Source organism: Streptomyces sp. NPDC086766, from assembly GCF_044746005.1.
Classification (GTDB): Bacteria; Actinomycetota; Actinomycetes; order Streptomycetales; family Streptomycetaceae; genus Streptomyces.
This window is the reverse complement of record NZ_JBIVBI010000006.1, coordinates 189618-210818: the sequence shown is the minus strand read 5'-3', so window position 1 is coordinate 210818 and position 21201 is coordinate 189618. Positions and strand designations below refer to the sequence as shown.

The window sequence follows — 21201 nt, the reverse complement described above, 5'->3', positions numbered from 1 at the left end:
GGTTCCCGTCGCTCACATCTCGAACGACTCGTGATGGATACGGCGGGCGGGGACGCCCGCGCCGCGCAGCGCCTCGTACACCGACTGCGCGAAGCCGTTCGGCCCGCACATGAAGACGTCGTGGTGGTCGATGTCGGGGATCTTCCGCCGCAGGGACTCCGCGGAGATGTCGGGGCGTTCCCCGTCCGGGCTGTTGACCGCGTACATCAGCCGGGCGCCGCGCTCGTCCGCGATCTTCGCCAGCTCGTCCCACAGGGCCAGGTCCTGGGTGCTGTTGGCCCGGTAGAGCAGGGTGATGTCCCCGGCCGCGCCGGGCAGCGTCTCGAACAGCGCCCGCATCGGGGTGATGCCGACGCCGCCCGCGACCAGCAGCACCTTGCCGCGGCTGCGCCGGGACGCGGTCAGGGCGCCGTACGGGCCCTCCGCCCACACCCGGGTGCCCGGGGCGAGCTCGCGCAGCCGGGCGCTGTGGTCGCCGATCGCCTTCACGGTGATGCGCAGCAGGTCCGGGCGGGGCGCCGCCGACAGCGAGTACGGGTGGGAGCTGAACCGCATCCCCGGCGCCAGGAACCGCCAGCGGAAGAACTGGCCGGCCTCCGCGCCCATCCGGTGCAGCTTGCTGCCGCCGATCAGCACGGACACGATCCCCGGCGTCTCCTCGATCACCGCCTCGACCCGCATCCGGTGCTTCAGGTTCAGCCGGATCGGGGTGAGGATCCGGTACCAGACCACCAGCGCCGTCACCGCGCCGTACAGCCCGTACCAGAAGGTCTTGGCGGCCGGCTCGACGGCGAAGTCGTTGCCGGTGGTGATCTGGTGCCAGAAGGTGAGGAACACCGCCGCGTACGTGAACAGGTGCACGTGGTACCAGGTGTCGTACGGCATCCGGCGGCGGACCGGGCCGATCGAGACCAGGCCGATCACGATCAGCAGGCCGGTGCCGACGGCGGCCTTGCCCATGTCGGGCAGCTGGTTGATGGAGTCGACGGTCTGCTGGACGATGTCGCCGAGCGTCTTGCCGGCCTGCAGCGCGTAGCCCCACATGGTGAGGAAGACGTGCGCGAGGACCAGGCAGAGCGTGTAGCGGCCGCTCATCGCGTGCCAGCGGGCGACGCGGTCGGAGCCCACCCGCCGTTCCAGGGCGGGTACCCGGGCCATCTGCAGCACGACCAGTGCCATGAGGTAGCCGGCCAGCAGGCCGGTGATCCGGCCCGCGTTGAGGATCCGCCCGCCGCTGCCCGCGACGGACGGGGTGTTCATCCACCACAGCCAGAGCACGGCCGCCGCGCCCGCCCAGACGGCGAGCAGCAGCGGAACGGCGGGGGAGCGGCGCGGCCGGATGCGGCGCATCGTCTGGCGCCGGGCGGCGCGGCCTCCTGCGAGCGTGGTGGTCACGGTTCCTCCGTGGACGGGGCAAGGGGGGTGGCGTGGTCCCTTGGCCCTGCAATACGTGTCGGGGCGGCGGGGCGTTCAGCGCCCCGCCGGATGTTCAGAGTCCGGCCGAGTCCAGTGCGGACTGGAGTGACTGCCGGTAGCCGTCGCTGGTGTAGGTGGCGCCCGACACCCCGTCGATCCGGGCGCTCTGCGCGGCCAGGGCCTGCCTCCTCAGCTGGGGGATCGCGTAGCCGTTGATCTCCTGGTCCCTGGGGTTCTCCGAGGGGTAGGAGACCGCGGTCACATCGGTGATCTTCCCGTTCCTCACGGTGATCCGCACCTGGACCGGGCCCCAGCGGGTCTGCACGGTGTCCCCCGTGGTGGTCTTCGTCCCCGTGCTCCTGCCGCCGGACGACGTTCCGCCGGACGACGACCCACCGGACGACGACCCGGATCCGTCCGACCCGGCCGTGGCGCCGGAGCCGCTGGAGGCGGCGGGGGCGGGGGCCGCGGCGATCTGAGGCGGCGTGTGCGGTTTCAGCGACAGCAGCATCACCAGACCGGAGACGGTGGCGGCGCTCGCCAGCACGACGCGGCGCAGCGGACGGCTCTTCCTCAACGCGTGCAAGGGGACCTCACAGCTCGAACGACTCGTGGTGGATACGCCGGTCCGGCACCCCGGCGGCGCGCAGCACCTGGTACAGGTCCTGGGCGAAGGCATGGGGACCGCAGATGTAGACGTCGTGCCCGGCGAGGTCGGCGACGGCCCCCCGCAGGGCCTCGACGGTGAACGGCGGCCGCTCCCCGCGCGGGCCGTTGAGCGCGTACAGCAGCCGCGCCCCGCGCCACCGCGCGACCGCCTCCAGCTCGGCGCCGAGGGCGAGGTCCTCCGCCGTGCGGGCCCGGTACAGGAGCGTGACGTCACCGGGCAGCGTCTCGAACAGCGCCCGCAGCGGGGTGATGCCGACCCCGGCCCCGATCAGCAGGGACTTGTGCGAGGTGCGCCGGTCGGCGGTCATCGAGCCGTAGGGGCCCTCCGCCCACACCCGTGTGCCCGGCCGCAGCAGCGGCACGGCCGCGCTGTGGTCGCCGAGCGCCTTCACCGTGATGCGCAGCAGGTCCGGCCGCGGCGGCGCCGACAGCGAGTACGGCGTGGACGTCCAGCCCATGCCCTCGCCCAGGAACCGCCAGCGGAAGAACTGCCCCGGCTGCGCGCCGAGCTCGTCGAGCCGCCGGCCGCGCATCACGACCGAGTACACGCCGGGCGCCTCGTGGTGCACGGACTCGACCCGCAGCCGGTGGCGCAGGTTCAGCCGTACCGGGGCGAGGAACCGGAACCACACCACCAGGGCCGCGACGCCCAGGTAGAGCGCGTACCAGGCGCCGGTGGCCAGCAGGTTGCCGTTGAACTCGTTGCCCAGGGCGAGCTGGTGCCCGAAGGCGAGGAACACCGCCGCGTAGGTGAGCAGGTGCACGTAGTACCAGAACTCGTAGCTGGTGCGGCGGCGCACCGCGCGCGCCGAGGTGATCCCGACCGCGATGAGGACGACCGTGCCGGCGGTGGCCTTCAGCATCTCCGGGTAGTCCATGACCACCGTGACCGTCTCGTGCCACAGGGTGGCGTGGTCCTGGGCCGCGTACCCGGCGAGGATCAGCACCACGTGCCCGAGCAGCAGGCAGATCGTGTACCGGCCGGCCATCGCGTGCCAGCGGGCCACGCGGTCCGAGCCGACCCGCCGTTCCAGCAGCGGGACCCGGGCCATCAGACCGACCAGCACCGCGCAGGCGTACCCGCACAGCAGTCCGGCGATCCGGCCCGCGCCGGTCAGCCAGCCCGCGGTGCCCACGACCGAGTCCGTGCCGAACCACCACAGGGCGATCACGGCGGCGGCCCCGGCCCACAGCGCCATGAGCACGGCCGCGGCCGGGGAGCGCCGGGGTGCCGGCGGTACGGGCGGAGCGGCCCGCCGCTCTTGGACCGTCGTCATGGTTCGCGTCCTTTCACCTGTCCGGGACGCAACTGTGCGGCGTCAACCTCTGAGGGCGCTCTGAGACGCCGGGCCCGCCGGGGCGTCCCAGAGGGAACTCAGAGCGGACTCTGAGCGGGGTCTCACCGGGATCTCACGGAGATCTCACACGGGACCCGCCGCAGGCGCCCGCAGGGCGTCCGAAGGGCGCTCGACGGGGGTCCGCCGGGTGATCGGCGGGGTGTCCGTGCGGTTCCGCGGGCGTCACGGCGTGGGGCCACTCACAGGAAACTCTGAGGGACGGGCCTCGCGGACAGGTCACGCGGCGGGGGATGCTGGAGGGGCCATGAACACTTCCCCCGACCCCTCCACAGGTCCCGCCCGCCCCGGTCCGCACGCCCTCACGCGGCCCGACGGCAGCCCGATACGGGTCCTCGTCGTCGACGACGACCCCGATCTCGCCGAGGTCCTCAGCGGCGCCCTGCGCTACCAGGGCTGGGAGGTGCGCTCGGCGGGCGACGGCGCGGGAGCCGTCGCCGAGGCCCGCGACCTGCTGCCCGACGCGGTCGTCCTCGACGTGATGCTCCCGGACACCGACGGCTTCGCCGTGCTGCGCTCGTTGCACGAGGTGAAGCCGGACGTCTGTGTGCTCTTCCTCACCGCGCGGGACGCGGTGGAGGACCGCATCGCGGGGATCACCGCCGGCGGCGACGACTACGTGACCAAGCCCTTCAGCCTGGAGGAGGTCGTCGCCCGGCTGCGCGGACTGATGCGGCGCGCGGGCATGGCCCGGCAGCTGGAGGAGGACGGGCCGCGGCTCACGGTGGGCGACCTGGTCATGGACGAGGACGCCCGCGAGGTCACCCGGGGCGGGGAGCTGATCGAACTGTCCCCGACCGAGTTCGAACTGCTGCGCTTCCTGATGAACAACCCCCGGCGGGTGCTCAGCAAGGCGCAGATCCTCGACCGCGTGTGGTCCTACGACTTCGGCGGTCAGGCCCATGTGGTGGAGCTGTACATCTCCTACCTGCGCAAGAAGGTGGACGCGGGCCGCGAGCCGATGATCCACACGGTGCGGGGGGCCGGTTACGTGCTGAAGCCGGCGGTGCGATGAGGGCGGTGCGGGCGAAGGCGGGCCGGTGGCTCGGGCGGCTGCCCCGGCCGCGCACCCTGCGGGCCCGGCTGACGGCGGGCCTGGTGGTGCTGCTCGCGGTCAGCTGCGCCGCCGTCGGCGTGGCCGCCGTGGTGGAGCTCGACGGCTTCCTGACCAGCCGCGTCGACCAGCAGCTGCGGGACGTCGGTGCCCGCTACCCGGCGAGCCTCGAGCACGGCGTGCCGCCCCGCACCGACCACGACGGCGACGAGCACGGCGACACCCGCCGGCAGGCGTCCGGCACCTTCGGCGCCCGTCTGGTGCACGGCCGGGTGACCAACGCCGCCGTCGTGCCCGGCGTGGACTCCGACGACTCCACCGACCTGACCGCCCGGCTGACCCCGCACGACCAGGCCGAGCTGGCCCGGCTGCCGCTCGACGGCACCGCGCGCACCGTCGGCCTGTCGTCCCTGCACCGCTACCGCGTCGTCGCCACCCGCGGCGAGGACGGCGACGTGCTGATCACCGGTCTGCCGCTGGAGCCGGTGGAGGCCACCGTGCGCCGGCTCGAGCTGGTCGCCGCCGTCGTGTTCGGTGCGGCCCTCGCGCTCGCCGGTGTCACCGGGGCCCTGTGGGTGCGCTGGTCGCTGCGGCCGCTGAGCCGGGTCGCGGCGACCGCCGCCCGGGTCAGCGAGCTGCCGCTGGCCAGCGGTGAGGTGGCACTGCCGCCGCGGGGCCCGAAGTCCGACCCGCGCAGCGAGGTGGGCCGGGTCGCCACCGCCTTCGACCGGATGCTGCACCACGTCGAGGACGCGCTCACCAAACGGCACGCCAGCGAGGAGCGGCTGCGCAGCTTCGCCGCCGACGCCAGCCACGAGCTGCGCACCCCGGTCGCCTCCGTCCGCGGTCACGCGGAGCTCGCCCTGCTGCATCCCGGGCCGGTGCCGCCCGAGGTCACCCGCGCGCTGGAGCGCATCGCCGCGGAGTCCGCCCGGATGGGCGAGATGGTCGACGAGATGCTGCTCCTGGCCCGTCTCGACGCGGGCCGGCCGCTGGAGCGCCGCCCGGTCGACCTGACCCGCCTGGTCCTGGACGCGGTGACCGACGCCCGCGCCGCGGGCCCCGGGCACCGCTGGACCATGGAGCTGCCGGAGGAGCCGGTGACGGTGACCGGTGACGCCCACCGGCTCCAGCAGGTGCTCGCCAACCTGCTGGCCAACGCGCGGCTGCACACCCCGGCCGGCACCAAGGTGACGGTGTCGCTGGAGACCGACGGCCCGGCGGCCGTCCTCCGGGTGCACGACGACGGCCCCGGCGTCCCCGAGGAGGTCCAGCCGGGCGTCTTCGAGCGCTTCACCCGCGCCGACCGCCGCCGCACCGGGGCCTCCGGGGGCGCCGGAGCGGGCCTCGGCCTGTCGATCGTGGCGGCGGTGACCGAGGCGCACGGCGGAAGCGTGGACCTGGAGTCCCGCCCGGGGGCGACGACGTTCACGGTGCGCCTCCCGCTCGGCTGAGCGGCTCAGGCGGGGGACGGCGGGAGCGGCAGCGGCAGCCCGGGAAGTCCGTCCAGGCTGCTGGCCACGTGGTCCTTCCCGGCGAAGTACGCGCTCAGCGAGGCGTCGTCCTCGCGGGCGAACCGCTTGCCGTGCAGGTCGCGGTCGGCCTCGTAGGCCATGAAGGGCACCGCGTAGCCGCAGGTGTCCCGCACCAGGTCGGCGCGGACGACGATGATCGCGCGCAGCCCGTGGGTGGACGGGTCGATGTCCGGGAAGCGGGCGAGGAGTTCCCCGAAGCGCGGGTCGTCGCGGAAGACCGGCTCGCCCCGGCCGTGCACGCGGACGATGGTGGGCGGCCCTTGGAAGGCGCACCACATGAGGGTGATCCGCCCGTTCTCCCGCAGGTGCGCCACGGTCTCCGCGTTGGACCCGGCGAAGTCCAGGTAGGCCACGGTGTGCTCGTCGAGCACGGCGAAGGATCCCCTGAGGCCCTTGGGGGAGAGGTTGACGGTGCCGTCGCCGGACAGCGGGGCGGTCGCGGTGAAGAAGAGCGGCTGCGCCTCGATGAACGTCCGCAGCCTGCCGTCTATGCGCTCGTAGGTCTTTCCCATGTCGGCCGATTATCGAGCCGTTTCCTTCGGCTGTCTAAGAACTTGGCCGAGAACGAACGTGCCGTGGCCGCCCCGGCCGGCGCTGCTTCGGGGCGGCCACGGCCCGAGGTACGGGAGAGCGGCTCCGCGTGTTCAGACCCGATGAGATTGACGAATCATGCAGACTTCTGCATACTCATGCATGACAGCGAATGCACTGTGAGGAGAAACCCGTGACCGAGCGCGTCGTACTCGCCTACTCAGGCGGTCTGGACACCTCCGTCGCCATCGGCTGGATCGCCGAGGAGACGGGCGCCGAGGTCATCGCCGTTGCGGTCGACGTCGGCCAGGGCGGCGAGGACCTGGACGTCATCCGCAAGCGCGCGCTCGCCTGCGGCGCCGTCGAGGCCGAGGTCGCGGACGCGAGGGACGAGTTCGCCGACGAGTACTGCCTCCCGGCGATCAAGGCCAACGCCCTCTACATGGACCGCTACCCGCTGGTCTCGGCCCTGTCCCGGCCGACCATCGTCAAGCACCTCGTCGCCGCCGCCCAGAAGCACGGCGCCACCACGGTCGCCCACGGCTGCACCGGCAAGGGCAACGACCAGGTCCGCTTCGAGGCCGGCATCGTCGCCCTCGCCCCCGACCTCAAGTGCATCGCGCCGGTCCGCGACTACGCGATGACCCGGGACAAGGCCATCGCGTTCTGCGAGGAGAAGAACCTCCCGATCGCGACCACCAAGAAGTCCCCGTACTCCATCGACCAGAACGTCTTCGGCCGGGCCGTCGAGACCGGCTTCCTCGAGGACATCTGGAACGCCCCGATCGAGGACATCTACGAGTACACCCAGAACCCGGCCCTCCCGCGCGAGGCCGACGAGGTGATCATCACCTTCAAGGAGGGTGTCCCGGTCGCCGTCGACGGCAAGCCCGTCACCGTCCTGCAGGCCATCCAGCAGCTCAACGAGCGCGCCGGCGCCCAGGGCATCGGCCGGATCGACATGGTCGAGGACCGGCTGGTCGGCATCAAGTCCCGCGAGGTGTACGAGGCTCCGGGCGCGATCGCCCTGATCACCGCCCACCAGGAGCTGGAGAACGTCACCGTCGAGCGCGAACTGGCCCGCTACAAGCGGCAGGTCGAGCAGCGCTGGGGCGAACTGGTCTACGACGGCCAGTGGTTCTCCCCGCTCAAGCGCGCCCTGGAGGGCTTCATCAACGAGGCCAACCAGCACGTCTCCGGGGACATCCGGATGACCCTGCACGGCGGCCGCGCCGTCGTCACCGGCCGGCGCTCCGAGTCCTCGCTCTACGACTTCAACCTGGCCACCTACGACACCGGCGACACCTTCGACCAGGCCGCCGCCAAGGGCTTCATCGACATCTACAGCCTGTCGTCGAAGATCGCCGCCAAGCGCGACCTGGCCTGACCAGCTGATCCGCCGGGCGCACCCCGCACGCACTAGCCTGGCAACCGTCTCCTCGCTCCCAGGTGGGGAGGCGGCGGCACATCCAGACCCTCGAGGAGCAACGCAAGTGAGCAGCAACAGCGGTGACGTACGGCTCTGGGGCGGCCGTTTCGCCGACGGTCCCGCCGAAGCCCTGGCGAAGCTGTCCGCGTCCGTCCACTTCGACTGGCGGCTCGCGCCCTACGACATCGCCGGTTCGCGTGCCCACGCGCGCGTGCTGCACAAGGCGGGGCTCCTCACCGACGACGAGCTGACGAGGATGCTCGCGGGCCTGGACCGGCTCGAGGCGGACGTGGCGTCCGGGGAGTTCGTGGGCACCGTCGCCGACGAGGACGTGCACACCGCCCTCGAACGCGGACTGCTGGAGCGCCTCGGCGCGGACCTCGGCGGCAAGCTGCGCGCGGGCCGGTCCCGCAACGACCAGGTCGCGACCCTCTTCCGCATGTACCTGCGCGACCACGCCCGGATCATCGGCGGCCTGATCGCCGACCTCCAGGACGCGCTCGTCGGCCTGGCCGAGGCCCACCCCGACGTGGCCATGCCCGGGCGGACCCACCTCCAGCACGCGCAGCCCGTCCTCTTCGCCCACCACGTCCTCGCGCACGTGCAGTCCCTGTCCCGGGACGCCGAGCGGCTGCGGCAGTGGGACGAGCGCACGGCGGTGTCGCCGTACGGCTCGGGGGCGCTGGCGGGCAGCAGCCTCGGGCTCGACCCGGAGGCGGTCGCCGAGGACCTCGGCTTCGAGCACGGCAGCGCCGGCAACTCCATCGACGGCACGGCCTCCCGGGACTTCGCCGCCGAGTTCGCCTTCATCACCGCGATGATCGGTGTGAACCTCTCCCGGATCGCCGAGGAGATCATCATCTGGAACACGAAGGAGTTCTCCTTCGTGACCCTGCACGACGCCTTCTCCACCGGCTCGTCGATCATGCCGCAGAAGAAGAACCCGGACATCGCGGAGCTGGCCCGCGGCAAGTCCGGCCGGCTGATCGGCAACCTGACGGGGCTCATGGCGACCCTCAAGGCGCTGCCCCTCGCGTACAACCGTGACCTGCAGGAGGACAAGGAGCCCGTCTTCGACTCCTGCGACCAGCTCGAAGTCCTGCTCCCCGCCTTCACCGGCATGATCGCCACCCTCACCGTGCACCGCGAGCGCATGGAGGAACTGGCCCCGGCCGGCTTCTCGCTCGCCACCGACATCGCCGAGTGGCTGGTCCGGCAGGGCGTGCCGTTCCGGGTGGCGCACGAGGTCGCCGGCGAGTGCGTGAAGGCGGCCGAGGCCGAGGGCAAGGAGCTGGACAAACTGACCGACGAGCAGTTCGCGGAGATCTCCCCCCACCTCACCCCCGATGTGCGTACGGTCCTCGACGTTCCCGGCGCCCTCGCCTCCCGCAGCGGCCGCGGGGGCACCGCACCGAGCGCGGTCGCCGTCCAGCTCGCCGAGGTGAAGGCGGACGTGGCGGCGCAGCACGCCTGGGCCACCGCCAAGCAGCCGGGGAAGTAGCAGGTCGCGACGGGCGGGGCGGCACGGGATACGTTGGTCACCACACGGCGAGGAACCGACCGAACGGAGCCTGTGATGCCCTTCGCCCGACTGGCCTCAGCCACGACTCCCACCTCCCACATGGGCCTGGGGCTCGCCGCCGTCGGGCGCCCGGGCTACATCAACCTCGGCCGCGAGCGTGACCTCCCGGCCGACCGCACCGTCGACGCCCTGCGCGCGCGCACCCACGAACTCCTGGACGCCGCCTACGCGCAGGGCGTCCGCTACATCGACGCCGCCCGCTCCTACGGGCGTTCCGAGGAGTTCCTCGCCGACTGGCTGCGCGCCCGCCCCGACGCCGGCGACGTCGTCGTCGGCAGCAAGTGGGGCTACACGTACACCGCCGACTGGCGCACCGACGCCGAGCACCACGAGGTCAAGGACCACAGCCTCGCCACCTACGAGCGGCAGCGCGCGGAGAGCGCCGAACTGCTCGGGGACCGGCTCGACCTGTACCAGATCCACTCGGTGACGCCGGACAGCCCCGCCCTCACCGACCAGAAGCTGCACGCCGCGCTGGCGGAGGCCGCCGAGCGGGGCCTCACCGTCGGCTTCTCCACCAGCGGCCCCGCACAGGCCGACGCCATCCGCGCCGCGCTCGCCGTGACGGTCGACGGCGAGCCCCTCTTCCGTACCGTCCAGTCGACGTACAACGCCCTGGAGACCTCGGCGGGGCCCGCCCTGGCCGAGGCGCACGACGCCGGGCTCACGGTGATCGTCAAGGAGGGCATGGCCAACGGGCGGCTCGCCGGGCCGGACGCGCCCGAGGCGCTGCGGGCCGTGGCCCGGGAGACCGGCATGGACTGCGACGCGGTCGCCCTCGCGCTGGTCCTGCACCGGCCGTGGGCGGGCGTCGTGCTGTCCGGCGCGGCCACCGCCGCCCAGCTCGCCTCCAACCTGCACGCCCCGGCCGTGGACCTCGACGAGGATCAGCTCGCCCGCCTCGACGCACTGGCCGAGGAGCCGCGCGCCTACTGGGAGCGGCGCGGACAGCTGCCCTGGCACTGAGCCCTCACCGCCGCACCGCTTCCCATTCCCGCAGCTCCCGCCGCCGCTCCAGCCCCCGCCCCTTCGCCGCCTATGAGACCAGTGCGCCTTCTCTGAGACATCTGTGTCTCACATGGGTTACCCTTGTCTCATGGCCGTGAATCGTGACCACGTGCTGCGCAGCGCAGCCGCCCTGCTCACCCGGAAATCCACCGCCACCATGGACGAGGTCGCCAGGGCGGCCGGGATCAGCCGGGCCACGCTGCACCGCCACTTCGCCGGGCGCGACGCGCTCGTCCGGGCGCTGGAGTCGCTCGGCATCGCCGAGTGCGAGGCCGCGCTCGACACGGCCCGCCTCGACGAGGGGCCGGCTGGTGAGGCCGTACGGCGTCTGGTGCGCGCGATCGAACCGGCCGCCGGACTGCTCGCCTTCCTCTACACCGAGAACCAGCTCTTCGAGGGCGAGGAGCAGAACGCCGGCTGGACCCGCATCGACGACCGCGTCGCGGCCCTGTTCCGGCGCGGCCAGGCGGCCGGAGAGTTCCGCATCGACCTCACCCCGGCCTGGCTGACCGAGGCGCTGTACGGACTGCTGGCCTCCGGAGCCTGGGCCGTGGCCGAGGGCCGCGTGGCCCCCAAGGACTTCACCCACATGATCGTCGAGCTGCTGCTCGGCGGAGCGACACGAAGAGAGGAACCATGACCAGCACCCTGCGGCCGGCGACGGTGACGGGTGTGGAGAGGCGCCCGGGCCGCTGGCTCGCGCTCTCCGTCCTCGTCCTGGCCGTGCTGCTGGTGACCGTCGACGCGACCGTCCTCGGCCTCGCGACCCCCTACATCAGTGAGGACCTGAAGCCCTCCGGCACCCAGCTGCTGTGGATCGGCGACGTCTACTCGTTCGTCATCGCCGGCCTGCTCGTCTCCATGGGCAGTCTCGGCGACCGCGTCGGCCGCAAGCGCGTCCTGCTCGGCGGTGCCACGGCGTTCGGCGCGGTCTCCGTCCTCAACGCCTACGCCACGACGCCCGAGCTGATGATCGCGGCGCGGGCGCTGCTCGGCGTCGCGGGCGCGACCCTGATGCCCGCCACCCTCGCCCTGATCCGCAACATCTTCCCCGACCCGCGCGAGCGCAGCCTCGCCGTCGGCATCTGGGGCGCGACCGCCTCCGCCGGCACGGCCGTCGGCCCGGTCGCCGGCGGATTCCTGCTCGAACACTTCTGGTGGGGCTCGGTCTTCCTCATCAACCTGCCCGTGATGGCGGTCCTCGTGCTCGTCGGCGTCCGGACGCTCCCGGAGTCCCGCAATCCGCGCCCCGGACCCTGGGACCCGCTGAGCGTGGCGCTCTCGCTGGCCGGCGTGATCGGCGTCGTGTACGCGGTGAAGGACGCCGCCGCCCACGGGCCCACCCCGGTGGCCCTCGCCACCGGACTGCTCGGCGCGGCCGCGCTCCACGGGTTCGTGCGCCGCCAGCTCACACTGCCGACGCCCCTGCTGGACATGCGGCTGTTCCGCGACCGCGGCTTCAGCGGCGCCGTCCTCGCCGACCTCCTGACCGTCCTCGGCATGTCCGGGCTGGTCTTCTTCCTCTCCCAGTACCTGCAACTGGTGCAGGGCAGGGCGCCGTTCGAGGCAGGGCTGGCCGAAGTGCCCGCCGCCGTCGGCGCGGTCGCCGCGGGGCTGGCCGCCGGCCGCGCGGCCCGCCGCTTCTCGGTACGGGCCGTGGTCTCCGGCGGACTCGCCGCAGTGGGCCTGGCCCTGGCCGTGCTGACGAAGCTGAGCGCCTCGACGGGCTACCCGCTCCTGGGCGCGGCCCTGCTGGTGGTCGGCGTGGGCGCCGGCTTCTCCTTCACGGTGACCGCCGACGTCATCCTCGCCGCCGTCCCCAAGGAGCAGGCGGGCGCGGCCTCCGCGGTCTCCGAGACGGCGTACGAACTCGGCGCCGCCCTCGGGATCGCCCTGCTCGGCTCGATCGTGACCGGCGTCTACCGCGGCTTCAGCGGCCCGCCCGGCACTCCGGCCCAGGCCCGCGAGTCACTGGGCGGCGCGGTGGAGGCGGCGTCGGCCCTGCCCCGGCCCACCGCGGAAGCGCTGCTGACGGCGGCCCGAGACTCCTTCGTGCACGGCCTCCACCTGGCTTCGGGCGCCGGTGCGGCGGTCCTCCTCGCGACAGCGGCGGCGGCCTGGTTCCTGCTGAAGGGCCGGCGCCTCGAAGAAGCGCCCTGAGTCAGGCGCGCCGAAGGGGGCGCGGGGAACCGCGCGCTCAGCCACCGGTCACCCGCACCCGGAAGACATCGGTCCCCGACGGCGCGATCCCGGCCGAGCGCCGGAGGCTTACGCCGCCTTCGCCTTCGTGGCGTACATGTCCACGTACTCCTGCCCGGACAACCGCATGACCTCGGCCATCACCGAGTCGGTCACCGCCCGCAGCACATACCGGTCCCGGTCCATCCCCTCGTAGCGGGAGAACTCCATCGGCTCGCCGAACCGGACGGTGACCCGGCTCGGCCGCGGCATCCCCGACCCGCCGGGCTGGATCTTGTCCGTGCCGATCATGGCGAACGGGACGACGGGCGCCCCGGTCATCAGCGTCAGCCGCGCGATGCCGGTGCGCCCCCGGTACAGGCGGCCGTCGGGGGAGCGGGTCCCCTCGGGGTAGATGCCGAAGATCCGGCCCTCCTCCAGGATCCGCCGGCCGGTCATCAGCGCCGCGACGCCGCCCTTGCCGCCGTCGCGGTCGACCGGGACCATGCCGACGCCGGTGAAGAACCAGGCCATCAGCCGGCCCTTGAGGCCCTTGCCGGTGACGTACTCGTCCTTGCCGATGAAGACGACCTGACGGTCGCAGACCAGCGGCAGGATCATCGAGTCGATGAACGTCAGGTGGTTGCCGGCCAGGATCACCGGACCGTCGCCCGGGATGCGCTCCGCACCCTCCACCCGGGGGCGGAACATCAGGCGCATGATCGGACCGAGCACTGCCTTGATGAGCGCGAAGCGGGACAACGGACCCTCCGGTGTCAAGGGATTCGGTATGAGTATGTGCAGGTGAGGACGATACTCGCGGCCCCGGGCGGATTGCACATCGGGCTCACCACGTCTTACGCACTGTTGACGCATGTTTACCTGCGACGGCACCCCGTAGCGCCCCGGAAACCGGGACGGAACGATGTGACGGAGGTCGCGCGTGCCGCGCCGGTCGCGTCCCCCTGCGGGTTCCCCGCCCGGCCCGGGTCATGCCGACGGTGCGTCACCCGCCGTGCCCGTGACGACATCCGGCGTCACCCCTGTGTTCGGCACGCGGTCTCCCCCATGTCATGCGCACCCCCCTACCATCGGCCCGCACCACCCACGACACGACGGGCAGGAGACGGTCATGGCCACGCAGGGGTCGGACGGACAGGTACACGCGACCGGACGGCGGGCGCTGCTCGGCGCGGCGGTGCTCGGCGCGGGCGGCGCGGTCCTCGGGCTGCCCGGCGCAGCGCGGGCGGCGGGCGGCACCACGGCCGGGTCCGCCGGCGGCGGCCTGAAGAGCCTGCCGGTGCCCACGATCATCGGGCACCGGGGCGCCAGCGGCTACCGGCCGGAGCACACCTTCGGCTCGTACAACCTCGCCCTGGACCTGGGCGCGCACATCGTCGAGGCCGGTGACCTGGTGCCCACCAAGGACGGTCACCTGGTCTGCCGGCACGAGCCGGAGATCGGCGGCACCACGGACGTCGCCGACCACCCCGAGTTCGCCGACCGCAAGACCACCAAGACCCTCGACGGGGTCCCCACCACCGGCTGGTTCACCGAGGACTTCACGCTGGCGGAGCTGAAGACGCTGCGCGCGGTCGAGCGCATCCCGGCCAACCGCCCGCACAACACCCTCTACAACGGGCGCTGGGAGATCCCCACCTTCGAAGAGGTCCTGAAGTGGCAGGACGAGCAGACCCGCAGGCGCGGCCGGCAGGTCTGGATCTACCCGGAGACCAAGCACCCCACCTACTTCCGCAAGCTCGGCCTCGGCCTGGAGGAGCGGGTCGCCCGGCTGCTGCGCAAGCACGGCAAGGACGGGAAGGACGCGCCGGTCATCATCCAGTCCTTCGAGCCGAGCAGCATCCAGCGCCTGAACAAGCTGGTCGGGAACCCCCTCGCCGTGCTGCTGTCCGGCGCCGACAGCCGTCCCTACGACTTCGTCGAGGCGGGCGACCCGCGCACCGTGGCCGACCTCATCACCCCCAAGGGCCTGAAGGAGATCGCCTCCTACGCCCAGGGCATCGGCCCGACCTTCGACCTGGTCATCCCCAAGGACAAGGACGGCAACCTCACCACGCCCAGCTCGCTCGTCCGCGACGCGCACGCGGCGGGCCTGGTCGTGCACCCGTGGACCGTCCGCAACGAGAACCCCTTCCTGCCGCCGAAGTTCCGCAGGGGCACGGACCCGGACGCCTACGGTGACGTCTTCGGCGTCTTCCGGGCGTACTTCGCGACCGGCATCGACGGCGTCTTCACCGACAACGCGGACACCGGCCTGCTGGCCCGCGAGGACTTCGTCAACGGCTGAGAGATCCAACCCCGGTTGGGGTGAAACGACGGCCGCTCCGGCAACCCGCGCCGGGGCGGCCGCGTCGTGCCGCATATGACGCACGACCTGCTCACCGCCCTGCGCCCGCTGCTCGCCGCCGAGGCGTCGGCCGAGGCGTACGCGTCCGGATCCGAACCGGGCGACCTGGAACAGGCGGTCTGGGTACGGCTGCTGGAACTCCTGGAGGCGGGCGGCCCGCCTCCCGATCCGCAGGGCTGGCTGCGCCGGGCCGTGCGCCTCGAGGCGCGCCGCACCCGCCGCACGGTCCGGCTGGAACTGCCGTACGGCCTCGAACCCGCCGACGACCACGAGCGCACCCCCGAACACCTCGCCCTGGCCGCCTCCGGGCGGCGGGCGCTGCGCGACGCGGTGCGCCGGCTGCCGGGCCGCTGCCCGCGGCTGCTGGAGGCGCTGCTGTCGCCGCGGGACCTCACCTACCGGGAGATCGCGGGCGAGTTGGGTATCTCACAGGGCAGCCTCGGCCCGGAACGTTCCCGATGCCTGGGATGTCTGCGGCGATTGCTCACCTCGGAGGTTGCGGCCCGCGAAGTGCGGGGATAGAAGTCGGGAACGGCAGCGGATCAGGTGAGCGGGAGGCGTGCGCACATGGGCATGAGCGTGACCATCTCTGCGGCGACCGAGCAGGACGCGGAGCAGATCTTCAGGTTGCAGTACCTGTGCTTCCAGAGCGAGGCGGCGCTCTACGGCAATTACCGCATCGACCCGCTCGTCCAGAGCCTGGACTCGGTCCGCCGGGAGGTCGCCGAGGACTGCGTGTTCGTCGCGCGGCTCGGCGAGGAGGTGGTCGGCTCGGTGCGGGGCAGCGTGACCGGAGACGGCGCCGCCTCCATCGGAAAGCTCTGCGTCCACCCGCGCCTCCAGGGCCACGGCATCGGCGCGCGGCTGCTGCGCGCGGCGGAGGCGGCGCTGGCCGGGGAGCGCGGGGCCACCAGGTTCCGGCTGCACACCGGCCACCGCAGCGAGAGCGGCCTGCGCCTGTACCGGCGCGTGGGCTACCAGGCGGTGGGCACCTCCCAGGGCGCGGACGGCGTACCGATGATCGTCCTGGAGAAGCCGGCCGGCGCCTACGTGGCGACGGCGTAGGCCCTGTTCGGCCGAACAGGGCCCAGTGGGTCAGGCGGCGTCAGGCTGCCGCTTCTCGGCCCTGCGCAGCCAGTACAGCGCCGAGACCGGCAGCAGCACCGGAATGAAGAGGTAGCCCATCCCGTAGTCCGACCACACGGTCGCGTCGGGGAAGGCGGACGGCTCGACGAGCGTCCAGGTCCCGACGACCAGCACACCCGCGAGTTCGGCGGCGCAGCACACCAGCGCCGCCCTGCGCGCCCGTTCGCCGCCGCGGACCAGCGAGTACGTGATGAACCCGTAGACGAGGCCCGCCAGCGCGGAGAGGGTGTAGGCGAGCGGCGCCCGGTCGAACTCGGTGGCGATCTGGTAGACGGAGCGCGACACCGCGCCGACGACCATCACCCCGTACAGCCAGACGAGCAGCATCCCCGGACCGCCGATCAGCCGCGTGCGCGGCGGCTTCTGCTGCGTGGTCGCCATCTCACCCTCCCCAGATGTCGTAGAGCCGCACTTCGAGGACGGCGAGGACGACACCGCCGGCCGCGGCCGTCACCGAGCCCCAGCGCGTCCGCTCGGCCAGCGACATGAAGCCGGCCGCAGGGACGCACGCGAAGGCGCCCAGCAGATAGGCCACGAAGATCGCCGTCCCCTGCTCCGGCTTCCCGCCCCGCGCCAGCGCCACGACCCCGATCACCAGCTGCACCGTGGCCAGCAGCGTGACCACGGCCATCCCGATGAAGTGCCAGTCCTTCGTCGGCTGGTCGCGGTAGGCCGCGAAGCCGCACCAGGCGGCGAGCAGCAGCGCGGCGACGCCGGTCACCAGCGTCAGGGCATCAAGCATGGTGCGACCTTATTACGGCCCAAATACCCCGGCGTCCCCGGCCCCGGCGCGTGCCCCCAGGGGGTACGGCGGGGGCTCGCCGGGAGGGCGCCGCGGTCGTGGTGTCGGCCACAGCCCTGGCCCGCCCCGCGCGCGTGGGGGAGCGGCGCAAGTTCCGGCGCCGACCGCGTCCTTGCTGGTCACGGGCGGGCGGAAGTGGCGAGCCGGCCCGGGGCGCAGGGTGTCCACGGGTGTCCACCATGCGGACAGCGATGCCGGGACGGCATCGCCGGTCTGCTTTACTGCTCGCATGACCACGACGAGCGACCGCATCCCTGCGACCGAGGCGACGATGACGCCCGGTGCTCGTTGTCTGTGTCCTGTGCGTCGAATGTGCGCCTGACAGAGGGCCCCCGCACCACCTGAGCCTCGCGCCCCGAAGCGAGAGCCCGCTCGTGTCCACCGCCGCGTCCGGCCCGTCCGGCGCGGACGACCGAGCCTCGTCCCTCACCGCCGGAACGGCGTGAGGGGACCCCCATCGCGCGCACCTTTCCCGCCGTCCTCCGCGTCCTCCCGGGATTCGTGCCGCGTTCCGGCTGCCCACGACCATGAACGCCGTGCGCCGGTGCCCACGACGCGCCGCGCACTCGACAGTGACGGAAACCCACGTGATCACGACAACGGGCCTGACCAAGGTCTACCGCTCACGCGGCCGCGAGGTCACCGCCCTCGACGGCGTCGACCTGCATGTCCGCGAAGGCGAGGTGTTCGGCGTCATCGGCCAGTCCGGCGCCGGCAAGTCCTCGCTCATCCGCTGCGTCAACCTGCTGGAGCGCCCCACCTCCGGGACGGTCACCGTCGCCGGACAGGACCTCACGGCCCTCGCCGGGCGGGGCCCCCGCGCCGGCCGGGAACTCCGCCGCGCGCGCAGCCGTATCGGCATGGTCTTCCAGCACTTCAACCTGCTCTCCTCGCGGACGGTCCAGGACAACGTCGAACTGCCGCTGGAGATCCTCGGCACCTCGGGGCGGGAACGTTCCCGCAAGGCGCTCGAACTGCTCGACCTGGTCGGCCTCGCCGACAAGGCCCGCGCCTACCCCGCCCAGCTCTCCGGCGGCCAGAAGCAGCGCGTGGGCATCGCCCGCGCCCTCGCCGGCGATCCCGAGGTGCTGCTGTCCGACGAGGCCACGAGCGCCCTGGACCCGGAGACCACCCGCTCGATCCTCCAGTTGCTGCGCGACCTGAACCGGCAGCTCGGCCTGACCGTCCTGCTCATCACGCACGAGATGGACGTCGTGAAGTCGGTCTGCGACTCGGCCGCGCTCATGGAGAAGGGCCGCATCGTCGAGTCCGGCACCGTCGGCGAACTGCTCGCCACCCCGGGCTCCGAGCTGGCCGCGGCGCTGTTCCCGGTGAGCGGTGAGGCCTCCGGTGCCGACCGGACCGTCGTCGACGTCACCTTCCACGGCGAGGCCGCCACCCAGCCGGTCGTCTCGCGGCTCGCGCGCACCTACGACATCGACGTCTCCATCCTCGGCGCCGCCCTCGACACCGCCGGCGGCCTCCAGGTCGGCCGGATGCGCGTCGAACTGCCCGGCCGCTACGAGGACAACGTCGTGCCGATCGGCTTCCTGCGCGAACAGGGACTGCAGATCGACGTCGTGGACAACCCGGCCTCCGAGGCCCCGCTGGTGAAGGAGGGGGCCAAGTGACCTGGTCCGAGATGTGGTCGCTGCTGGAACCGGAGTGCTGGAACACCGCCTACATGGTCGGCTGGTCCACGCTCATCGCCGTCGCCGGCGGACTGCCGCTGGGCATCCTGCTGGTGGTCAGCGAGCGCGGCGGACTGCTGCAGAACGTCGTGGTGAACAAGGTCCTCGGGCAGGTCGTGAACATCACCCGCTCCATGCCGTTCATCATCCTCATGGTCGCCCTGACCAGCTTCACCCGGTGGGTCACCGGGACCAGCATCGGCCGTGACGCGGCCATCGTGCCGCTGGCCATAGGCGCCATCCCGTTCTTCGCCCGCCTCGTCGAGACGGCCGTCCGCGAAGTGGACGGCGGACTCGTCGAAGCAGTGCAGTCGATGGGCGGCAACACCCTCACCATCGTCCGCAAGGTCCTGGTGCCGGAAGCCCTGCCGTCGCTGATCGCCTCCGCGACCACCACCCTCGTCGCGCTCATCGGCTACTCCGCCATGGCCGGCACCGTCGGCGCCGGCGGCCTCGGCGACCTCGCCGTCCGCTACGGCTACCAGCGCTTCGAGACCGGCCTGATGTGGGTGATCGTGGCGATCCTCGCCGTCGTCATCTCCCTCATCCAGTTCGCCGGCGACGTCGCGGCCCGCGCCCTGCACCACCGCGGCGCCCGCTCCGGCCCGGCGCCGAAGCTGCGGCTGCTGAAGGCGAAGGAGCCCGCGGCCGCCGACGTCGGCAAGGTCGCCTGACCCCCCAGAACTCCCCGTCCCACCCACGACGGGGCCGCACCACCCCTGAAGGAAAGGCACTTTTCGTGCGTAACACCGCCAAGCTCACCACCGCCGTCCTCGCCGCCGGAGCCCTCACCCTCGGGCTCAGCGCCTGCGGCTCCGGCAAGAACTCCGCCGGCTCCTCCGACTACAGCGGCCCCCTGGTCGTCGCCGCGAGCCCGACCCCGCACGCCGAGATCCTGAACTTCGTCAAGAAGAACCTGGCGAAGAAGGCGGGCCTCGACCTCGAGGTCAAGGAGTTCACCGACTACATCACGCCGAACACGGCGACCGAGGACGGCTCGGTGGACGCCAACTACTTCCAGAACCAGCCGTACCTCGACGACTTCAACAACAAGCGCGGCACCCACATCGCGCCCGTCGTCACGGTGCACCTGGAGCCGCTCGGCCTCTACTCCCACAAGGTCAAGAAGGCCGACGCCCTGAAGAGCGGTGCGACCATCGCTGTCCCGAACGACTCCGTCAACGAGGCCCGCGCCCTGAAGCTGCTCGCCGCCAACGGGCTGATCACCCTCAAGGACGGCGTCGGCACCGAGGCCACCCCGCGGGACATCACCAAGAACCCGAAGAAGCTGCAGTTCAAGGAGGTCGAGGCGGCCCAGACCGCGCGCTCCCTGGACGACGTGGACGCGGCGGTGATCAACGGCAACTACGCCATCTCCTCCGGGATCAAGCCCGCCAAGGAGGCCCTGGTCCTGGAGTCCGCGAAGAACAGCCCGTACGGCAACTTCCTCGCGGTCGAGGAGGGCAACGAGAAGGACCCGCGGGTCAAGAAGCTCGCCAAGCTCCTCACCTCGCCCGAGGTCAGGAAGTTCATCCAGGACAAGTACGCCGGCTCCGTCATCCCCTCCTTCTGAGCACGGCCGGTACCGCAGGCGCGCGCCTGACGACGCGTCACGGTGTATCGCCACGCACGGGGTCCACACCCTCACCGGGTGTGGACCCCGTGGTGCGGCGCGATGCTTGCATGCTGCATGCTGGGCAGTTCAGCCTGACCCTGAAGGTTCACCGAAGGTTACGGAGCGGCGCATGACTAGCACCTTCCCCAACATCTCCATCAGCACGGAGCGGTTGGTGCTGCGTCCCCTCGACGAGGACGACGTCCCCGCCCTGGCCGCGATGATGAACGACGAACAGGTCGCCGCCTGGACCGACGTCCCCCAGCCCTTCACCGAGGACGGCGCCCGCACCTGGGTCACCGAGTACGCGCCCACCGAGCGTGCCGAGGGCCGCGGCCTGGACCTGGCCGTCACCGAGTTCCTCACCCAGCGCCTGGTCGGCGTCGTGCAGCTGACCAAGGCCGACTGGCACGTCCGCTCCGCCGAGCTGTCGTACATCGTCGCCCCCTGGGCCCGCGGCGAGGGCTACGCCTCCGAGGCGGCGCTCGCCACCGCCCGCTGGCTGTTCCAGGACCAGAAGTTCGAGCGCGTCGAACTGCGCACCGCCGCCGGCAACACCGCCTCCCAGCAGGTCGCGCAGAAGATCGGCTGCATCAGCGAGGGCGTCCTGCGCAACGCCTGCATAGCCCACGTGCGGACCGAGGACGGCGGCTGGGCCGACGTCCGCACCGACTTCATCGTCTGGAGCCTGCTCCCGGAGGACCTGGAGGGCGCGGGGGACGGCCTCGACGGCTCGGACGGTTTCACGTCGTTCCCGGAATGGAGCTGACCGGACGGGAAGCGCGGCGACGCGGCACGGCCGGGGCCACGCCGTACTACACG

General features: G+C 72.3%; 21 protein-coding genes. 14 read left to right on the top strand and 7 right to left on the bottom strand.

What is annotated here, in order from left to right:
* Positions 1-12 precede the first annotated feature (12 nt).
* The 3 genes from ACIPM1_RS13925 to ACIPM1_RS13915 all read right to left on the bottom strand — a co-directional run bounded on the left by ACIPM1_RS13925 (position 13) and on the right by ACIPM1_RS13915 (position 3362).
* Positions 13-1395, bottom strand: a complete 1383-nt coding sequence (locus tag ACIPM1_RS13925) for a ferric reductase-like transmembrane domain-containing protein (protein WP_402433417.1) — start codon at positions 1393-1395, stop codon at positions 13-15.
* Positions 1396-1489: 94 nt separating this feature from the next.
* Entirely contained in the window at positions 1490-2002 is a 513-nt protein-coding gene (locus tag ACIPM1_RS13920; protein ID WP_402433414.1) for an FMN-binding protein, read from the bottom strand.
* 7 nt (positions 2003-2009) lie between these two features.
* Entirely contained in the window at positions 2010-3362 is a 1353-nt protein-coding gene (locus ACIPM1_RS13915; protein ID WP_402433411.1) for a ferric reductase-like transmembrane domain-containing protein, read from the bottom strand.
* 325 nt (positions 3363-3687) lie between these two features.
* Here ACIPM1_RS13915 and ACIPM1_RS13910 point away from each other — a divergent pair, with 325 nt between their 5' ends.
* Together ACIPM1_RS13910 and ACIPM1_RS13905 are read left to right on the top strand one after the other, a co-directional pair.
* Positions 3688-4455 (top strand): response regulator transcription factor, encoded by a 768-nt coding sequence (locus tag ACIPM1_RS13910; RefSeq protein WP_356191409.1) that lies wholly within the window; start codon positions 3688-3690, stop codon positions 4453-4455.
* Positions 4452-5948: a sensor histidine kinase gene (locus ACIPM1_RS13905; protein ID WP_402433407.1), complete on the top strand. Its 1497-nt coding sequence runs from the start codon at positions 4452-4454 to the stop codon at positions 5946-5948. The genes ACIPM1_RS13910 and ACIPM1_RS13905 overlap by 4 nt, the downstream gene beginning before the upstream one ends.
* A gap of 5 nt (positions 5949-5953) precedes the next feature.
* Here the strand turns inward: ACIPM1_RS13905 and ACIPM1_RS13900 are convergent, their stop codons facing one another.
* The gene (locus tag ACIPM1_RS13900) at positions 5954-6541 is read right to left on the bottom strand and encodes a pyridoxamine 5'-phosphate oxidase family protein (RefSeq protein WP_402433404.1); all 588 of its coding nucleotides are present in this window, start codon (positions 6539-6541) and stop codon (positions 5954-5956) included.
* Positions 6542-6753: 212 nt separating this feature from the next.
* On the opposite strand from ACIPM1_RS13900, the gene ACIPM1_RS13895 reads away from it, so the two are divergent.
* The 5 genes from ACIPM1_RS13895 to ACIPM1_RS13875 all read left to right on the top strand — a co-directional run bounded on the left by ACIPM1_RS13895 (position 6754) and on the right by ACIPM1_RS13875 (position 12739).
* On the top strand, positions 6754-7947 hold the full coding sequence (locus tag ACIPM1_RS13895) for an argininosuccinate synthase (RefSeq protein ID WP_402433401.1): 1194 nt from the start codon (positions 6754-6756) through the stop codon (positions 7945-7947).
* Between the two features lie 106 nt (positions 7948-8053).
* The gene (gene argH / locus ACIPM1_RS13890) at positions 8054-9490 is read left to right on the top strand and encodes an argininosuccinate lyase (RefSeq protein ID WP_402433398.1); all 1437 of its coding nucleotides are present in this window, start codon (positions 8054-8056) and stop codon (positions 9488-9490) included.
* Positions 9491-9565: 75 nt separating this feature from the next.
* Positions 9566-10537: an aldo/keto reductase gene (locus ACIPM1_RS13885; RefSeq protein WP_402433395.1), complete on the top strand. Its 972-nt coding sequence runs from the start codon at positions 9566-9568 to the stop codon at positions 10535-10537.
* A gap of 130 nt (positions 10538-10667) precedes the next feature.
* Positions 10668-11219, top strand: a complete 552-nt coding sequence (locus ACIPM1_RS13880; RefSeq protein ID WP_402433392.1) for a TetR/AcrR family transcriptional regulator — start codon at positions 10668-10670, stop codon at positions 11217-11219.
* Positions 11216-12739, top strand: a complete 1524-nt coding sequence (locus tag ACIPM1_RS13875; protein WP_402433389.1) for an MFS transporter — start codon at positions 11216-11218, stop codon at positions 12737-12739. The genes ACIPM1_RS13880 and ACIPM1_RS13875 overlap by 4 nt, the downstream gene beginning before the upstream one ends.
* A 108-nt stretch (positions 12740-12847) precedes the next feature.
* Here ACIPM1_RS13875 and ACIPM1_RS13870 read toward each other — a convergent pair whose 3' ends face one another.
* Positions 12848-13519, bottom strand: a complete 672-nt coding sequence (locus tag ACIPM1_RS13870) for a lysophospholipid acyltransferase family protein (RefSeq protein WP_402433385.1) — start codon at positions 13517-13519, stop codon at positions 12848-12850.
* Positions 13520-13889: 370 nt separating this feature from the next.
* Between ACIPM1_RS13870 and ACIPM1_RS13865 the strand changes: the two genes are divergently transcribed.
* The 3 genes from ACIPM1_RS13865 to ACIPM1_RS13855 all read left to right on the top strand — a co-directional run bounded on the left by ACIPM1_RS13865 (position 13890) and on the right by ACIPM1_RS13855 (position 16190).
* Positions 13890-15065, top strand: coding sequence for a glycerophosphodiester phosphodiesterase (locus ACIPM1_RS13865; RefSeq protein WP_356191433.1), 1176 nt, complete (start codon positions 13890-13892; stop codon positions 15063-15065).
* Between the two features lie 75 nt (positions 15066-15140).
* Entirely contained in the window at positions 15141-15647 is a 507-nt protein-coding gene (locus tag ACIPM1_RS13860; RefSeq protein ID WP_402433381.1) for an RNA polymerase sigma factor, read from the top strand.
* Positions 15648-15692: 45 nt separating this feature from the next.
* Positions 15693-16190 (top strand): GNAT family N-acetyltransferase, encoded by a 498-nt coding sequence (locus ACIPM1_RS13855; protein ID WP_356191439.1) that lies wholly within the window; start codon positions 15693-15695, stop codon positions 16188-16190.
* Between the two features lie 30 nt (positions 16191-16220).
* Here ACIPM1_RS13855 and ACIPM1_RS13850 read toward each other — a convergent pair whose 3' ends face one another.
* Together ACIPM1_RS13850 and ACIPM1_RS13845 are read right to left on the bottom strand one after the other, a co-directional pair.
* Complete coding sequence (locus ACIPM1_RS13850) at positions 16221-16652, bottom strand: hypothetical protein (protein WP_356191441.1); 432 nt, start codon at positions 16650-16652, stop codon at positions 16221-16223.
* Position 16653: 1 nt separating this feature from the next.
* Complete coding sequence (locus ACIPM1_RS13845; protein ID WP_402433377.1) at positions 16654-17013, bottom strand: hypothetical protein; 360 nt, start codon at positions 17011-17013, stop codon at positions 16654-16656.
* Positions 17014-17660: 647 nt separating this feature from the next.
* Between ACIPM1_RS13845 and ACIPM1_RS13840 the strand changes: the two genes are divergently transcribed.
* From ACIPM1_RS13840 to ACIPM1_RS13825, 4 genes are all read left to right on the top strand, one after another.
* Positions 17661-18704, top strand: a complete 1044-nt coding sequence (locus ACIPM1_RS13840) for a methionine ABC transporter ATP-binding protein (RefSeq protein WP_402433374.1) — start codon at positions 17661-17663, stop codon at positions 18702-18704.
* Positions 18701-19438 carry a methionine ABC transporter permease gene (locus tag ACIPM1_RS13835; RefSeq protein ID WP_402433370.1) on the top strand — a complete coding sequence of 246 codons (738 nt, stop codon included), beginning with the start codon at positions 18701-18703 and terminating at the stop codon, positions 19436-19438. The genes ACIPM1_RS13840 and ACIPM1_RS13835 overlap by 4 nt, the downstream gene beginning before the upstream one ends.
* A gap of 65 nt (positions 19439-19503) precedes the next feature.
* Positions 19504-20337: a MetQ/NlpA family ABC transporter substrate-binding protein gene (locus ACIPM1_RS13830; protein ID WP_402433367.1), complete on the top strand. Its 834-nt coding sequence runs from the start codon at positions 19504-19506 to the stop codon at positions 20335-20337.
* 172 nt (positions 20338-20509) lie between these two features.
* A complete protein-coding gene (locus ACIPM1_RS13825; RefSeq protein ID WP_402433364.1) occupies positions 20510-21148 on the top strand; it encodes a GNAT family N-acetyltransferase in 639 nt (212 codons plus the stop codon).
* The last annotated feature ends 53 nt before the right edge of the window (positions 21149-21201 follow it).

What these genes read in the sequence shown, in the direction of transcription:
- ACIPM1_RS13915 (WP_402433411.1), bottom strand. Translation starts at nt 3,362, where the DNA reads ATGACGACGGTCCAAGAGCGGCGGGCCGCTCCGCCCGTACCGCCGGCA.
- ACIPM1_RS13880 (WP_402433392.1), top strand. Translation starts at nt 10,668, where the DNA reads ATGGCCGTGAATCGTGACCACGTGCTGCGCAGCGCAGCCGCCCTGCTC.
- ACIPM1_RS13860 (WP_402433381.1), top strand. Translation starts at nt 15,141, where the DNA reads ATGACGCACGACCTGCTCACCGCCCTGCGCCCGCTGCTCGCCGCCGAG.
- ACIPM1_RS13865 (WP_356191433.1), top strand. Translation starts at nt 13,890, where the DNA reads ATGGCCACGCAGGGGTCGGACGGACAGGTACACGCGACCGGACGGCGG.
- ACIPM1_RS13855 (WP_356191439.1), top strand. Translation starts at nt 15,693, where the DNA reads ATGGGCATGAGCGTGACCATCTCTGCGGCGACCGAGCAGGACGCGGAG.
- ACIPM1_RS13900 (WP_402433404.1), bottom strand. Translation starts at nt 6,541, where the DNA reads ATGGGAAAGACCTACGAGCGCATAGACGGCAGGCTGCGGACGTTCATC.
- ACIPM1_RS13885 (WP_402433395.1), top strand. Translation starts at nt 9,566, where the DNA reads ATGCCCTTCGCCCGACTGGCCTCAGCCACGACTCCCACCTCCCACATG.
- ACIPM1_RS13905 (WP_402433407.1), top strand. Translation starts at nt 4,452, where the DNA reads ATGAGGGCGGTGCGGGCGAAGGCGGGCCGGTGGCTCGGGCGGCTGCCC.
- ACIPM1_RS13845 (WP_402433377.1), bottom strand. Translation starts at nt 17,013, where the DNA reads ATGCTTGATGCCCTGACGCTGGTGACCGGCGTCGCCGCGCTGCTGCTC.
- ACIPM1_RS13850 (WP_356191441.1), bottom strand. Translation starts at nt 16,652, where the DNA reads ATGGCGACCACGCAGCAGAAGCCGCCGCGCACGCGGCTGATCGGCGGT.
- ACIPM1_RS13910 (WP_356191409.1), top strand. Translation starts at nt 3,688, where the DNA reads ATGAACACTTCCCCCGACCCCTCCACAGGTCCCGCCCGCCCCGGTCCG.
- ACIPM1_RS13825 (WP_402433364.1), top strand. Translation starts at nt 20,510, where the DNA reads ATGACTAGCACCTTCCCCAACATCTCCATCAGCACGGAGCGGTTGGTG.
- ACIPM1_RS13875 (WP_402433389.1), top strand. Translation starts at nt 11,216, where the DNA reads ATGACCAGCACCCTGCGGCCGGCGACGGTGACGGGTGTGGAGAGGCGC.